Source organism: uncultured Nostoc sp. (assembly GCF_937863485.1).
Taxonomy (GTDB): Bacteria; Cyanobacteriota; Cyanobacteriia; order Cyanobacteriales; family Nostocaceae; genus Nostoc.
Genome location: NZ_CALMFY010000187.1, coordinates 39,189 through 55,287, shown reverse-complemented (window position 1 = coordinate 55,287; position 16,099 = coordinate 39,189). Strand labels below are relative to the sequence as shown.

General features: G+C 42.1%; 11 protein-coding genes and 1 pseudogene. 6 read left to right on the top strand and 6 right to left on the bottom strand.

Translation table 11 applies throughout. The features are described from left to right. Positions 1-16 precede the first annotated feature (16 nt). A complete protein-coding gene (locus Q0541_RS25355; RefSeq protein ID WP_298917316.1) occupies positions 17-853 on the top strand; it encodes a carbohydrate ABC transporter permease in 837 nt (278 codons plus the stop codon). 21 nt (positions 854-874) lie between these two features. Here the strand turns inward: Q0541_RS25355 and Q0541_RS25350 are convergent, their stop codons facing one another. Together Q0541_RS25350 and Q0541_RS25345 are read right to left on the bottom strand one after the other, a co-directional pair. Continuing rightward, positions 875-1,588, bottom strand: a complete 714-nt coding sequence (locus tag Q0541_RS25350; RefSeq protein WP_298917312.1) for a sugar transferase — start codon at positions 1,586-1,588, stop codon at positions 875-877. 358 nt (positions 1,589-1,946) lie between these two features. Continuing rightward, complete coding sequence (locus Q0541_RS25345) at positions 1,947-5,993, bottom strand: hypothetical protein (RefSeq protein WP_298917307.1); 4,047 nt, start codon at positions 5,991-5,993, stop codon at positions 1,947-1,949. 556 nt (positions 5,994-6,549) lie between these two features. On the opposite strand from Q0541_RS25345, the gene Q0541_RS25340 reads away from it, so the two are divergent. From Q0541_RS25340 to Q0541_RS25325, 4 genes are all read left to right on the top strand, one after another. Continuing rightward, a complete protein-coding gene (locus tag Q0541_RS25340) occupies positions 6,550-7,251 on the top strand; it encodes a Crp/Fnr family transcriptional regulator (protein WP_298917304.1) in 702 nt (233 codons plus the stop codon). Positions 7,252-7,261: 10 nt separating this feature from the next. After that, complete coding sequence (locus tag Q0541_RS25335; RefSeq protein ID WP_298917301.1) at positions 7,262-7,999, top strand: DUF2232 domain-containing protein; 738 nt, start codon at positions 7,262-7,264, stop codon at positions 7,997-7,999. Positions 8,000-8,068: 69 nt separating this feature from the next. Continuing rightward, on the top strand, positions 8,069-9,256 hold the full coding sequence (gene cobT / locus Q0541_RS25330; RefSeq protein ID WP_298917297.1) for a nicotinate mononucleotide-dependent phosphoribosyltransferase CobT: 1,188 nt from the start codon (positions 8,069-8,071) through the stop codon (positions 9,254-9,256). A gap of 303 nt (positions 9,257-9,559) precedes the next feature. Beyond that, complete coding sequence (locus tag Q0541_RS25325) at positions 9,560-10,147, top strand: PEP-CTERM sorting domain-containing protein (RefSeq protein WP_298917294.1); 588 nt, start codon at positions 9,560-9,562, stop codon at positions 10,145-10,147. A gap of 286 nt (positions 10,148-10,433) precedes the next feature. On the opposite strand, the pseudogene Q0541_RS25320 reads toward Q0541_RS25325, so the two are convergent. From Q0541_RS25320 to Q0541_RS25310, 3 genes and pseudogenes are all read right to left on the bottom strand, one after another. Then, positions 10,434-10,925 (bottom strand): annotated as a pseudogene (locus Q0541_RS25320) (transposase family protein); the annotation flags it as partial. Between the two features lie 54 nt (positions 10,926-10,979). After that, positions 10,980-12,290 (bottom strand): calcium-binding protein, encoded by a 1,311-nt coding sequence (locus tag Q0541_RS25315; protein WP_298917291.1) that lies wholly within the window; start codon positions 12,288-12,290, stop codon positions 10,980-10,982. Between the two features lie 1,117 nt (positions 12,291-13,407). Continuing rightward, positions 13,408-13,779, bottom strand: a complete 372-nt coding sequence (locus tag Q0541_RS25310) for a hypothetical protein (protein WP_298917288.1) — start codon at positions 13,777-13,779, stop codon at positions 13,408-13,410. 356 nt (positions 13,780-14,135) lie between these two features. On the opposite strand from Q0541_RS25310, the gene Q0541_RS25305 reads away from it, so the two are divergent. After that, positions 14,136-15,293: an extracellular solute-binding protein gene (locus Q0541_RS25305; RefSeq protein WP_298917286.1), complete on the top strand. Its 1,158-nt coding sequence runs from the start codon at positions 14,136-14,138 to the stop codon at positions 15,291-15,293. A 112-nt stretch (positions 15,294-15,405) separates the two neighbouring features. Here Q0541_RS25305 and Q0541_RS25300 read toward each other — a convergent pair whose 3' ends face one another. After that, positions 15,406-15,903 carry a hypothetical protein gene (locus Q0541_RS25300; RefSeq protein WP_298917368.1) on the bottom strand — a complete coding sequence of 166 codons (498 nt, stop codon included), beginning with the start codon at positions 15,901-15,903 and terminating at the stop codon, positions 15,406-15,408. Between the last annotated feature and the right edge of the window lie 196 nt (positions 15,904-16,099).

The following is a 16,099-nucleotide window of genomic DNA, read 5'->3' as shown; positions in this document are numbered from 1 at the left end:
TTAGGTTATTAATCAAATGCTGAACTGGAAAAAACCACGATCGCAAATTCTGCTAATGTATGCGCTATTGGGAGCGATCGCACTGGTGATGCTCTTTCCTTTACTGTGGCTAATTAGCACAGCCTTGAAATCGCCTACGGAAAATATTTTTCAGTCGCCGCCACAGTTGTTACCTACCTCACCGACACTAAATAACTTCTTTAGTGTCTGGAACTCTCTACCTTTTGGACAATACTTGTATAACAGTAGTTTGGTGTCAGTGCTGACTGTGGGCTTAAATCTGCTGTTTTGCGCTTTAGCTGCGTACCCGTTGGCAAGATTGTCGTTTGTCGGACGAGACTGGATTTTTGTGGCGATCGTCTCCACGATTATGATTCCCTTCCAAATCGTGATGATTCCCCTCTATATTTTGACAGTCCAGTTGGGTTTGAGAAATACTTATTTAGGGATGATTTTTCCTAGTTTAGCTTCTGCCTTTGGCATTTTTCTGTTGCGCCAAGCTTTCATGAGTGTCCCCAAAGAAATAGAAGAAGCCGCTCGAATGGATGGCAGTTCCGAGTTAGGATTGTGGTGGCATGTGATGTTACCAGCAATTCGTCCAGCACTGGTAACTTTAGCTATTTTTGTATTCATTGGTGCTTGGAGTGACTTTTTGTGGCCTTTAATTGTCATCCAAGACGAAAATTTATACACTCTTACTTTAGGAGTTGCAAAGCTAGTAGGTACATTTTCCCTTGACTGGCGGTTAGTAGCTGCTGGTTCAGTGATTGCGATCGCCCCAGTATTATTACTATTTTTGTTTTTACAACGTTATATTGTACCTACGGAAACTGGTAGCGGGGTCAAGGGTTAAACGGGTGCAAGTAGCAACAAATTAATAAGCACCAGTCTTTTTTAATACTACCCAGATAGTTTTAACAATCAGACTCAAGTCGTAAGTTACAGACCACTTCTGTTGATAATCTATATCCATCTTGACAATGGTTTCAAAGTCTTTGATGCTCGAACGACCATTAGCCTGCCATTCTCCGGTAATACCTGGTTTGACTCGCAATCTATCCCAGTGATGTGGATCGTAATGCGTGACTTCATCAGGAGTCGGTGGACGAGTACCAACTAAACTCATGTCCCCTACTAGAACATTCCAAAATTGGGGGAATTCGTCCAAGCTAGTACGCCGCAAAAATTTACCCACAGGAGTAATCCGAGGATCGTCAACAGATTTAAAGATGTGACCTTTGGCTTGGTTTTTGACCAAATGCTTGAGTTTATCGGCATCGACGATCATAGAACGGAATTTCCATATCCGGAAAGTTTTTCCGTTCAAACCGCAGCGCATTTGGGAATAAAATATCGGACTTGGTTCATGAATAACGGTAGCAATTGCTACGGGAATTGCTATTAAAAATGTAATCATCAGCCCCACAATGGCTCCGATAATGTCAATTAATCGTTTAGCCATGCTTACAGTTGAAGGATGTAAGGGCTGTTGTGAGCAATCAACTGAATAAAGATAAAGATGATTCACAAGGGCTAATTTATCTACAACAGGACTTTTTGCATTAGTAGTGTGTGTAGATATGGACATAATTTTGTTAATGCGATTTTTATTGCTTTGACCATTTCTACTGAGTGTTAACATACACAAAAATTAAACAAAAGAAAAACTGAAAACTCAAAATTTACAAAATCTTTCAATTAAGATAATGAATTATAAATTTCCAGTATTTTTCCGTAAAGAATACTGCTACGATTCACAACCAGTAAATTCTAAGTAAACAGTAGTTTTCCTCAGAAAATTACGCATTGTAGCTGGGAAATTTTTGAGAGAGCAGGTTGTCCTGAAGTAATAGTACCGCTTTGTAGAATTCAAAATTAAATATGCTTGTAAGGCAAGCATATTTAATTTTGAATAGTATCCTTATTTACACCGTGATCTACTAGTCTCAATGATCAACCTCTAATGCGAAATTCACCGTATATGGTTCCTCCAATGATTGCTGATTACTAGCCTTAATTGCATCTAAGTAGCGACGCAAAGACAACAGTTGTTGGGAATTGGGACGATAAGTGAGACTCCCTTGTTTTTCAAAAAGTGGGGCTGTAGCGATCGCCTGATAGTCAGGATTTTCTTGCGAACCCTGAGTGAGCCAGGTTGAGTCTGTAACTGAAGGTATCAAACCCGAAGGCAGTTCACCTTCCAAAAAAGCCAGCAGCCGTTGCTGACAAGTGCGAGTATTGATCCCACGACCCTCAAATAACTGGATAACTTCACCAAAAGATAAGGGTCGATCTGGTAGCAGCCGCAGCAATTCTGTAAACAGGAAATAATCAGTGTATTGTTGCCTGGGTATATCTAATATTTGGGGATGCAGAGGCAGCATCGCCAATCCGTAAGCAACCCGACTACAATTGGGAGCGCCGTTTTCGCCGAGATATAAATCTTGAATAATCTTAGCGTTGGGGAGTTTTTGCCGTAACCAGCGGTTTACCGTCCCGATACAAGCCACTCCACCAGTCAGGATCGCTTGATTAATTGCTTCTGTAGGGATGCCACGAGCTACCAATAACTTGTTAAGTTCTCGGTTCAGGCGGCGCACAAACGGGATAAATACCTGGCTTTCTAAGTCTCGTCGCTGCAAAATCCACTGATGATCGGCTAATTCCAGGGTAAAAGAGTCTTGGTGTTGCAAAATCAATTTTAGGGCAAGTGCGGCATCTAATACCGCCTGTCCCAGCAGAGAACTTTCTAGACGCTGTTGGAGGCGAATCCGAGCGGTGATATCTGGTTCCCCGACTCTGGGTAGTTCTAATTCTTCCAACCCTAAACTCTGCCAACGCATTTGGTCTAAACCGGGAATTGATGGTTGCCATTGCCAAGGATTACTAGTAATGGTTTTGCTATCGCTTTGTGTTTGGGGGCGTGATTGCCGAGATTTTGGTGGCAATAGCAGCTGGCAGATAATATCTTGTTCAATTCCCTTGCCAGCATAGGCAAAACTGTGGAGCATGAAATCATTGTATGTCAATTGCAGCAATGTTTCTGGTATATCTACCAGTAACATTTCTGTGGCAGTTGTCCCAATGTTAATCACCAGGGTATTACCCAAAAGAGGATGTTCGCTGGTTTTTGCTGGATGAAAACCCTGATGTTGGCTTAATTTTATTTGCTCACCGTTAGCAGCATCGAGTTCCGGGAGTAGACTAGCGATCGCTTCTTCCACAAAAAAGACTTGCTGCGGATGTTGGATGAGTTTGCTGGTGAGTAAAGCCTCTCGCACGTTGAAGCGGTATTGTTCCGACCAGCTAGATGGGCAGGTGCAAATCACACCAGCAATATTATTGATAATCTGCGGAAAATTTTGTTCGCTGATCCCAACAGCAGCAGCCATTAAACTAGGGGTAGTACTAGTCTGATCGGATTTGAGGGTTAATAGTAGCTTAGAGAGCGATCGCACAACCCAAATCAAAGGCCCCGCCGAAAATTCATTTAATTGCAAAACAGGTTCCCATTTTTGCCGTTCACTCTTGTAGGGAATCGCTACTTGTAAATAGGGCTTCAACTGCGCCGAGTAGAGATTATTTTTCGTCGGATCTGCTGTTGATCTAGGTGTTGCAGAAGTGGTAGCTGAGTGGTCAGGCACTTTATCTTGGGCAACAGCCGCAGGTGCTATCTGCTCATGTGTTTCGATACTTTCATTTTCACTGTGGGGTACAGAAGCTGTAGGCAGATAAACCTCTGTTGGTAAACGAAATGATTCCTGAAAGGAACTTGTTCCTGGCGGATTTTCTGCTGACCAGTAGATAGGATGTACAACAAAAGTCGAGCGATTTAATAATGCGGCAGAAATTCCTGTTGTACCTAAATCAATTCCTAAATACCAAACTGATTCTAGAACATTAAGCGAAACTTCTGGATTGGTGATGGAGTCGGAAATTGAAGGTAAAGAACTGTCTTGAACAGGAGTTGTGACTTCCTTTTTTTTTTCAGTTTCTAACTGGGGAACTGCCAAACTGGAGAAAGCAACAGTTGAGGTGTTTTCTGCTGTTTGGATATTTTCTGTTTGCGGTTCTGGGGAAGTTGTGGGGATTGTGTCTTGAGTTCTATCAATTAGTTCGGAGAAAATATCCAAGTTTATAGCTGGCTCCGACTCAGAATTTAGCTGCCGATCAAAATTAGCCAAATCCCGATCTAATTGTTGCAACTGCTCTTCATCTAAGGAAATATCAGGTAAGATTTGAGCCTGGTTTGACTCTAAAGAAAGTAGGTTTTCTTCGGGTGAAGCAGCAATGTAGTTATCTAAAAACGGTTCTGGCTGCTCATCGTTATTTAATACTTCCGATGTGGCGAGACCTTCTCTACGAGACGCTCCATGAACTGTAGCCTTTGCCAACGCAATTTCTGCTACTTCTGGAGTAACTGGTGCTGTAGTTGTGGCATTATCCACAGAAGATGATACTTCCGGCAGTTGCTGATCACTACCTGCATCAACCAATAGCTCAGTTAGGGTATTAATTGTATCAACACTAGCTGGCTGAGTGTCGAGTTGCAACAAGGAACTGTCTGTTTGTGGCACAGAGTTGCTAAGAGGCGAGTCTTGCTCAGTATCCTCTTCAAAAAATAGTTCTGACTGTGGTTCTGATGAATCTGTGGTTTCTACTGGAGTCTGTTGAGTTGTTTGTGGGTGAGTGTTGCTCAGATCCAACAAATCCATTTCTGGTATCACAACCGCAGAATCCGCGGTTGGAGGCACAGGTGGACTCTCAGCGATGTTCAACGTTGATGGGGAGGCTGGGGAAGCAAATAAGTCATTTGTGACAACCTCAAGACTTGGGTTATTAACATCACCAGTACCAAACAAACTGGCGTAAAGCTGGTCTACTTCATCACCAATTAATGCAGAAATATCTTGCGGTAATTCGGTCGGGGTTTCAGAAGATTGAGACGAGTCTAAGCCAAGCTGCAACAGCACTGCATCTAAATCCTCTGTGAGGGTAGTATCCTGTTGCTCAGAATTAATTGTGAGTGAAGATAAAGTTTCTGGCTGGATCAGCTCCAAGAGTTGGGGCGCGACTTCAGTACTGATCTCGGCTGGGTTTGCCAATGATGGTGGTGTCTCAGATTCTCCCCCAAGGAAAGATGGCTGGGAACTAGGGGATTGTTGCTGCAAATGCTGGGTCAAATTGTTGAGAAAGCTAGTCATCAACTCTTCGCCTTGCATTCCCTTGCTATGCATTCTTGCCAGTGCTTGCGACAGCGACTCGTCATAAGTATTAATGTTGCGCTGTAGTGCCTCAAAGACTACATTCACCGTCCCATCTAGCGATAATAAACGTTGATCCAACTCTCTGGCCAGCTGGGTTAACTGCTGCACGCGGTCTGGTGATTCTAATAAAGGTTGAGTTCCAGAGGTTGCGTGATTAATTCCCCCTGAAGAACTGGTGGAATTTTCCCCCGTCTGTGCTACTACTGGCGTTAAAGTTGGCACAAGGCGACTTATGAGTACCTGTAAAAACTCGGTAATTATTTGCTCCTGGTTTGTCAACTGCTGCGCTAGAGAGTAGTTTTGCAAACGCTTTTGTTCTAGCTGGCGAATTTCCTGGATGAGAGTGGCTCGCTCTTGCAAGAGCAATTCTAATTCCGATCGCAATGGCTCTATCAAGCTCGAAAATTCACTTTTTAATTGTCCTGCCCCAACAGTACTCTCTTCCTGACTGAATTCGAGCGGCGGTAGTGGATACTGATAATAATCATGATCAATAAATTTTGTTAATAAAGGCGTTGGCGGTTCTTCAGAAGACTGATTTGGGATGCCGCTCTCTAATGCTTCTTTTTCTTGTAGCCTTACCAAGAAGTTGCGAATTCGCTCTAAAACCTCTTTAGGCTCTTGCGTCTGACCAGGCAGAAATCTAGACAGGCGCTTACCACCGCTGGCAAGTAAGTTGTCAATGTCTGCGATCAGTTTTTGAATTTCATCTGCACTGGAAGTCACTTTTATCACCTTACCTAAAAATGTATGTTAACTAATGTAACAATTCCTTTCCAATCACCGTACCCCTGTGGGGATCTTGCAACGCGCAGCATCGACCATAGGAGAAGTTTTGAGTGGCAAATGCCGCTGCTTGGATTTATGACTTTCATTATGTTATGGATTACTGGGAGTCGTGGCAATCTTCAGTCAGCATTTGTTTAAGAAGCTTAGTTTTGCAGGTCATTGGTTGCCTATTTTTGAAAATCGCTAAAATACCTGAGCAATAATTTACTCCCTTTAGTATCATTAATGTTGTTTGCCTATATTCTTAACTAATCAAGTTTGCAGTGCAGCTAGCCCCTAAGCAATACAACCGCCGACTATAAACTACTTTTTGCAAAACTTTTACCCCATTTAAACTTATAGGTAAAGATTATTTATAAAAACGTTCAAGTCACTTTCTTATGTAGCATAGTTAGTTTTCCCTTTGAAAGGGGGCTGTGCAATGATAGCTTAGGCTATAAAATGGCGCTCTTGTTTGTTGTGTGTACATAGCAGCTTGAATAAAGATGTCGTAATGGAAGACCGATATAGCTTGCAAGCACAGGCTCATCCCTGGATGATCACATCGGCTCCCTTTTTTCAAGGGTTGCCAAAAACTGCTGTGGAATCAGCCCTCATCCATCTTGTCACCCGCACTCACCCAGCCAATCAGGTGATTCTCCTGGAAAATGACTGGGGTGGTTCTGTGTATTTTATTATGGACGGATGGGTAAAAATTCGCACCTACAATCTGGAAGGAAAAGAGGTAACGCTGAATATTCTTGGCAAAGGGGAATTGTTTGGTGAAATGGCGGCGCTAGATGAAGTACCTCGATCAACAGATGTGATTACCTTGGCCCCGACAGTAATTGGCAGTATGCCTGCTCAGGATTTTATCAAGTTACTTCAGATAGAGCCCTTGGCGGGAGTTCGATTAGCGCAACTAATGGCACGACGTTTGCGGCAAGTAAATCGCCGATTGCGGTTGCGGGAATCTGATAGCCAGTCACGAGTGGCAGATACGTTGTTATTTTTGGCAGAAGGACAGGGAAAAAAAGGGCAAACAGGAACTGAAATCCCCAATTTACCTCATCGGGAATTGAGTAGTTTGAGCGGACTGGCGCGGGAAACTGTCACACGAGTATTGACAAGGCTAGAAAAAAAAGGGTTGATTAAACGGGATCAAGACAATATTTGTATTCCCGATTTGTCAGCCTTGGAAAGAATGATCGTGTAAAGTACCAGATATGAGTATTTTAGATTCTCTGCCAGATGAGCCGCAGGAAGATCCATCCCCTGAATCTCCAACTCCCCGCAATCATTGGTTAGACAAAGAACAGCAATTAACACCTCCTCAACTCAAGGCTGATGCGCCCTTGAGGATGGTGGAAACGGCATTTTTAGCCAGTACCGCTAGCTTAATTTGGTTTATTAATTTCTATTTTCCCTTGGGGCCAGTTTTACGGATATTTTTTCCGGTGCCGATCGCTCTAGTTTATCTGCGTTGGGGCAAGCGGGCGGCATGGATGGCAGCACTCACCTCCGGGTTACTGCTGACGGTACTGATGGGACCAGCCCGCAGTTTGCTGTTTGTCATGCCCTACGGGTTCATGGGCGTGCTTTTGGGGGCGACGTGGTATCGTCGTGTTCCCTGGATTGTTTCTATCACGTTGGGTACACTTTTGGGCACTTTGGGAGTCTTTTTTCGGCTGTGGTTGCTGTCTGTTTTGTCAGGTGAAGACCTGTGGATTTATGTGATTACCCAGGTGACTGAATTCATTGAGTGGGTATTTTTGAAGCTGAGTTTATTGGCGAGTCCCAGTGTATTTTTGATTCAAGTGGGAGCGATCGCTCTAATTGTACTCAACAACTTTATCTACCTTTTTGTGGTACACCTGGCAGCATCGTTTCTTTTTGACCGCCTGGGAAACCCCATTCCCCGTCCACCACGCTGGGTGCAAGTCCTCATGGATTATGAAGGATAGTGACCAGTTGTGAGTTAGGAGTTATGAGTTAAACTCCTAACTCACAACTCCTAACTTCTAACTTTTTAAATGATTAGTATTTATACCCAAGAAGAACAGGGTGAAGAATGGCTACGACGGTATCGTGGTTGTCTACCCGTATTTGCCTGTGTTTTAGGATTTACTGAAACTGGTTTAATTCCAGGGATTTCAGCGGCTGGTCGCACTCCAGAGGATCGAAAATATACTGCTTGTGCCGATGCCGAGTTTTTGTATTACGGCTCAGAACATAAGCCGCAATATCCCCTACCACCATTAGCGGCTGGGGCTTCACCTGTATTGATTTCTCGCGCTGTCTTGGAGTCACTAAAGATACCAGTTCATTTGTTTAATGCTGGTTTACCCCAGCCTCCTGCTGTGCCAGTAATTGATTTGGGTGGCGCTCCTGCTAGATGTTTAAGTGGAGGTGCTGCTATGGAAATCACAACGGTACACCATTTATTTGAACAAGGGCTACTTTGGGGAGAACGTCTTGCTACCAATATCAAACAGGGGTATCTGATTGTCGGTGAGTGCGTCGTTGGAGGCACTACAACTGCCCTGGCAATTTTAACTGGTTTGGGTATAGAAGCTGCCGGAAAAGTTAACAGTAGCCACCCTGTTTGTAACCACGCGCAAAAGTGGGCACTAGTGCAAACTGGGCTGGAGAAGATGATGGGGAGCAGAGGGCAGGGGGAGATAAACTTCCAATCTCCAATCCAAAATCCAAAATCTAAAATCCAAAATTCTGTAGATCCTCTAAAACTCGTCGCTGCTGTGGGTGATCCCATGCAGGTGGTGGTAGCTGGGATGGCGATCGCTGCTAGTCGTAGTTGTGGTGTAATGCTTGCTGGTGGGACGCAAATGTTGGCGGTTTATGCGCTGATAAGTGCGATCGCTCAAGCTTACGCCTTATCATGGCAACCAGAAGCAGTAGTTGTAGGCACAACCCGCTGGGTGGCAGAAGACCCTACTGGGGCTACGGTTGACTTAGCCCTCAATTTAGGAAAAGGCAGCTTAACTCAGAGTGGAGGAACCCCTCCCCTATTAGCAACTCATCTGAGCTTTGCTGATTCTCGTTATCCCCAACTGAGAGCTTATGAGCAGGGCTTTGTGAAAGAAGGTATGGGTGCTGGAGCCGCTTGTATAGCCGCCCATATTAGCCAAGATTGGCAGCAAAGCCAACTTTTGGCAGCGATTGAAGCCCAACTTGAACGGCTAAGTACAGGATTTGATTAATTCGTAGCGAATTAAATTTGGCAGGACTCTGCGCCCCTACCAAAGTTATAAGTGGAGGTTTCCTGGGATCATACTTCTCTGTACGTTTAAAAACGCTACCATTTTATGCAAAGCTGTACTTAGCCAAATCAACAGTTAATAAGCTAATCGTCATTCAAATTGCATCTGTGTTTCTGCCGAACTTTTGATCTCAGGAAACCAGAAGCTCCTGACTTCTCTGTGTGTCTGTAGGTAAGAGCGTCTTTCTAGCAATTTGAACTATGCAACTTTGTTTACCTTCTTGTTTTTCAGGAGAATTATCTGATGAAATTAGTCAAAAAGCTTGGTATTGCTACCGCTAGTGCTGTTATAGGTATCACTGGTGTCGGTGCATCTTCTGCGGCACAAGCTGTACAGCTATTTGATTTTCAGTACTCTTTTCCCAGTTATGAAGCAAATGGTACATCGATTTCCACTATCGGCACCCTTATCACCACCGATCTAGATCCCGTAAAAAACAATTACACAATTACAGGAATAACTGGGACAAGGACAGTCCAAGGAATTACCGAGAGAATCATCGGGCTACTCTCACCGGGTACATACGGAATCAATGATAATCTGTTGAATGCGAGTCCGCCGCTGTTAACCCAGAACGGTTTTGCTTACCTGGTTTCCGGAAGCGGGGAAGACGGAAATGGGAATGTTAACGTATTCTACAGTAGTTTCAATGAAGGTTATTCAGAGTTTTCAAGCGATGCAGATTATGGCAGCTTTAGTGTCATACCACGTCCTGTTCCCGAACCCTATACAGTAGGTGGCTCATTGGTTGCTCTTGGTTTTGGCTGGTGGACAAAGCGAAAGCAAGCAGTAGCTTCCCAGAAGAAGCCCCATAAAGGCATTTATCTGTAAAGTTCATGGTGCATCTCCAATCTAGATTACGTTCAAATATAGAACTCTTGCATAAATATTTTGTGGTATGATTGAAGGTTGTTTTAATTTCAAGTTTTGGCAATTAAAATAGTAAGAGTTTATCAATTCTTTCGAGCAAGGATTATAAGCGCGATAAGCCTACGGCATGGCTTCTCTACGAGAGGCTGCGCCAACGCTTACCGCTAACTAAAAAATCGCAGCAAGCATCATTTCAGTTATTGATTAATACTGAAATTATTGGATGAATTTAAATTTTTGATCCTATTTATAGGGCTAAGTCATGATTATAAATTCCGGCAATTAAATTCGACCTTAAGCCAAACCGTCGGTGACGATTTCGATATCTATCAGACAAAATTTTAAAGATTTTTAGACGACGATTAACGTGTTCAACAGTGATTCTTAATCGATTTAGTTCTCGATTATATTTCTTCTGTCCTTTTGTCAAATTCTTATTTTTTGGTTTTTTAATCGGGGTTTCACTTAATTGATGAATTTTATTAATTCCTTGATAGCCTTTATCAGCTATAACTTTGAGTAATTCTCCAAATTTTACCCCACTGTTTTTAAATAGCCTAAAATCATGAATTTTCCCCAAACCATGCCCTAAGCAGATGATTTGACTAGTTTTTTGGTGGATGATAACCTGCGTTTTTAATGTATGTTCTCCTTGTTTACCGCTAAAAAATCTTTTTTGCCCAATATGAGGTCTTTCAATTGGGCTTTCCATCATATCCATTACTACCAAATTTTCTTGTGATGACATTTTCATGCCGCAAATGTGCAACACCGCAGATAAAGAGCTTTCCTTTTAAACAAATATCAAGTCATTAACAATATTGAAACTACTATTGAGAGATGCAATCACCTCATCAGTCCCAAAGTTAAATTGACCATTGCCATTGCCTACTAGAGCAATAAAGTTACTAGAACCTTGGTTAAAGAAGGAATAGTCACTTTTGTTACCGGCTAGTTGAATTTTGTCTTCACCGGAGACAAAATCTTTGATGATAGCTAAGTCCTCGGAACCAGAATTGCGATAAAGGACATTGCCCTTTTCTCCCAAAACAAATGTATCTTGACCAGCACCTCCGAATAAAGTATCTCGACCACCAAAACCATTGATTATGTTGTTTAACTTGTTACCAATAATCGTGTCGTTTTGTTTTGTACCAATGACATTGAAAAAATTTTTGACAGTGCCAACGCTATTAGCAACCCCTGAAATATTAACGCCAATCAACGATTCCTTAGATAAGTCAACATCTACAGAAACAGGACTTTCTAGACTTGAAGCATTAATGGTATTGGCGAAACCAACATCTCCTATAACTATCTCAATTACACTCGGAACGACTTCTTTATCAGTGCCAAGATTTCCTTTTTCGATGCGATCAGGGAAAATAGTAATTGCTTGACCCAAACCAGTGTAATCAAGCGTATCAATGCCATCTCCTCCATCATAGATGTCATTGCCAGTGCTACCGCCTAAGAAATCATTACCACTGCCACCAATGAGTGTGTTATTTAGTTCGTTACCAATAATTGTGTCATTTTGATTGCTGCCAATGACATTGACAAAGTTTTTAATGGTAATTGCCTCAGGAACATCAAAAATATCAAATCTTTCTGCACCCAAGTCGATTAAAGATGCTAAATCTGTACCAGAGATATCGATAACATTTATAAAACCTGGATCAGCAATGATGATCTCTGTACTAGGAGGCTCTGAAGGTCGATCGCTACCAAGACCACCACCCTTTTCTGTACGATCGGCAAAAAGAGTAATTACTTGACCTAAACCAGTGTAATCAAGTGTATCAATGCCATCCCCACCACTGATAATGTCATTACCAGCACTGCCAAATATTACGTCGTCTCCCTTTTCTCCAAACAGGTTATCATTTCCACTGCTACCAAACAGGTTATCGTTTCCACTGCCGCCAAACAGGTTATCATTTCCACTGCCGCCAAACAGGTTATCATTTCCTTCGTCACCGTATAGGTTATCATTGCCGTCATAACCGAACAGATTATCATCGCCCTTGCGACCAAGCAGATTATCATTTCCACTACCGCCGAACAGGTTGTCAGAAAAAGGAGTACCAATTTGTGTGCTCATGATTTATTTTCTCGTTTGATTTACTCAAAATTTAATTTAGCTACGATTAACTTGCGTTGGCAAAGACCCAATCCAACTCCTACAGCTCCCAATACGGTTCTGTTAAGGTTTAAGCAGTGCTGATACTATAAGGTTTTCGATGTCATTTATACAACCAACCAAATCACAAAAATCGTAGTTTACAATAGCAAAAACTGATACCGAAAGCGATAGCCGCTAAAGCACCCCAATGAGTAAAACCCAAACCTGACATTGCAAGCCTCCATGAATAGCAGCAGCAAAGCTTAGTTAAGCATAATCAAGTTACTAGCTATTAATTAGGCTACTAGGTTTTTGCCTGAAAACTCCGATTTTTCGCAAGAAATTGGAACCTTTACAAAACTTTACTTTATAAAGTTCTCAAACTACCGCTCACGCTATCCCTCCCACTTCACCAACTCCCCATCCACAATCGCAGTACCCCACTGCGGAAACTTCGCCAATAGTTTTTTGATCACAATCTGCAAAGCAGGGTCATTATTCCAAAAATGTATTTCGATTGAACAGCGCGTTCGCCCTTGGCGTCTCGTAGAGAGAAATACGAAGTCCTTATTACAAGTCCCTGAATTTATTTATGGGGATCATTAATGCGTGAATTTTGAATTTGGAGCGTACTCCTACGCAGAAGCAAGCTACGCGCAGCGTCTCGTTAGAGAAGCGACGTGACGTATCCCTAGACGACTTGGTATTAGCATAAATATCAGCTGTAGCTAAAATTAAAAGCTTCCAGGATTGTCATTAACCAATTTGATAACAAGATACCAGAAACACTAATGATAAAAACGCGGATTAATCAGAAAAGTTTGGTTTTTGAAGTATAAAGTACCCTAACTACACCAGTCTTAGGGTTATTTTTTTTGTTTCATAGTCAGAGGATACTTTAAAAGTCTATAAATAGATATATCACACTATTACGTAGATATATGTAATAGTGTGTTTAACTTTTTTATCAATTTGATAGCTGGATTAGTTGCTTATACTTAATATATGCCCACAAAGCCATGACTCGACATTGAACCTAAAGGCTTGCGTTCCCTACCTCCAGCCATTTTTTTAATTCGTTAAACTTAGGTTAAATTTAATGAATTCTCTCTCTGAGTAATTGTTCTTCTAAAGCAGCAATGCGATTGTATGCTGCTGTTAATTGTGCTGTCAGTCGTTGTATTTGAATTTCTGGTGTTATGTTATCTCCAGATTGACGATGCATGTCTAGATAAATGCCATCTGTCAATACATCCTTATGTTCCATTTCTGGATTTAAGCTGATACGTCCTTTGAACTGGTAGGCTCCAGCTACGTCATTTTCCTGATAATTATCCTTTGCTTGTGTATTTGCTAAAGAACACTCTGAGAAAGCTTGAGTGACTTTACCATCAAGCTGCTCAATTACTTGGCACAGGGCATCCAGTTTTTTGCTTAAAGTCAGGATCTGCTGCTGTAATAGCTCCATTTAATACCTTTATCCGTACATTTTCTATATGTTATTCAATTTACTCCCAATCTTAACAATACTTATGAATTATTTAAGTATTGATAATTTTTGAGGAAAATGTGACATTTAAATCATTACTTCTAAATATAAGTAAAGATTTACTACAAGTAGCACTAAGGAAATTTATGGGGAAAAATTAATGCTTAGGCAGTTATTTGCCGAAAAACTCCCTAATTTGAGTCAAATATTCAGATTTATCCGTATTATCAAAGAAAAATACCGATAATTTTCCAACTCCACTTTTTCAGCTAGTCAGCTTCTGGTGAATCTCTGCTTAATATTAGGTATAATCCAAAATCTCAAATCCAAAATCAATGGATCGACGGTCTTTTTTGCTAGGTACAAGTACACTGGCACTTTCACAACTGCTTTTTGGCTGTGGTGGAAACAAGCAAACGCAACTAAAAGTACAGTTATTAAAAGGTTCTATACCTGGTCAGGTGGTGAATCAGTTCCACAAAGGTTTGCAGCAACAGGTGCAGTTAAAGTTTGCTCCAGTCGAGCAGATACAGGATTTATTTCGGCAATTACAAAATTGGCAGCAGAAACCAAAAGCCACTGATGAGCAGGGATGGAAACGTTTTATACCCTTTAGGCAAGGTCAAAAAACGGCTGATGTAGACCTAGTGACATTGGGAGATTACTGGCTAAAAGCAGCTATTGAGCAGAAACTGATTCAACCACTCCAAGAGATACAGGGAAACCAATTAAAGCAGTGGTCTGCTTTAGATCAAAGGTGGAAGAAACTGGTAACGCGTAACGACCAAGGGAACTTGGATACTCAAGGGAAGGTGTGGGGTGCGCCTTATCGGTGGGGTAGCACAGTGATTGTTTATAACCGTGACAGCTTGCAAAAATTGGGATGGACGCCCAAAGATTGGAGTGATTTGTGGCGAGATGGAATGCAGCAGCGCATTTCCCTACTTAATCAACCACGAGAAGTTATTGGTCTGGTTTTAAAGAAGCTAGGAAAATCTTACAATACAGAGGATCTTGACCAAGTACCAGACTTGGAAAAGGAATTACAGATATTAAATCAACAGGTGAAGTTCTACAGTTCCGATAACTACTTGGAACCTCTAATTATGGGAGACACTTGGCTAGCAGTTGGTTGGTCAAGCGATGTACTGCCAGTTCTGGGACGTTATCCGCAACTTACCGCAGTTATCCCCCAGTCAGGAACAGCAATCTGGGCAGACTTGTGGGTACGTCCTGCTGGTATTACTACGGGTACTTTATCAGATCAATGGATTGATTTTTGTTGGCAACCAAGCACAGCTAAACAAATTTCGGTGCTGACCAAAAGTAATTCACCAATTTCTACAAATATTGCAGCTGACGATATCCAAGAACCATTATGGAGCCTGTTACAGAGCGATCGCGAAGTTTTCAATAAAAGTGAATTTTTGCTTCCCTTATCCCCACTAGCAATAAAACAATACGAGTCTTTATTCGCTAAAATTAAAATTTAATTGGGTATTGGGCAAAACAGTTTCTCTTTTTTGAATTCTGAGTTATGAGTAAATAAGTGAGATTCCCCATTCAGCACTCAGCACTTAGCATTACTACTCCCCACTCCCTTTTCTATAAAGAACGCTGTAACCCTATCTTGTTCTTAACAGTCGTTTGGATACTGCATAAAGCTGGACTTGTACTAAAGTTGCAAGTGTAGGTTGCCAAGGGTTCTTTTTGATAATTAAATACCCGGACATTGTAACCAAAGTTCCGTGCAGCGCTACCTAAGCGATTTACAAAATCGTAACGCTCTATATACTCTAGTAAGCTCCAAATTTGCTGATTCACGATCAAGTCTACCCGTGCAGGTTCTTTTTCAGAAGCTGGATATGCTATCCAATTGTCCAATAGCTTTTTCTCCAAGTTTTGTTGTGCCCACCATAAACTGGGAACGGTCAATTGTGCTGGGTTAACGGTGTTAGCTGTGATCACATAGTCTTTTGGCTTGGTTAATAAGTCTAGTTCCAGAGGCGCACTAGAAGGCAACGGTATTGGGGGGGTTTGCGCTAGTGAGGGCGGGATTAGTAAAGTAGTGAGGCTAATGGTTAGTAGTAATGAAAACGATATCTGGCGATGGCTGCGCCAACGCCTGCCGTAGGATGCCCGTACCACTTCCCTACGGGACGCTGCGCGAACGTGGAAGCAAGCTATGCGTAGCGTCTCCTTTAGGAGAAGGGCTGTAGGGCGATCGCACAATTTGGGTATATGCATAACTGATACTAATTCGTAATTCGTAATGACGCTGGCGGACTCGCTACCGCTA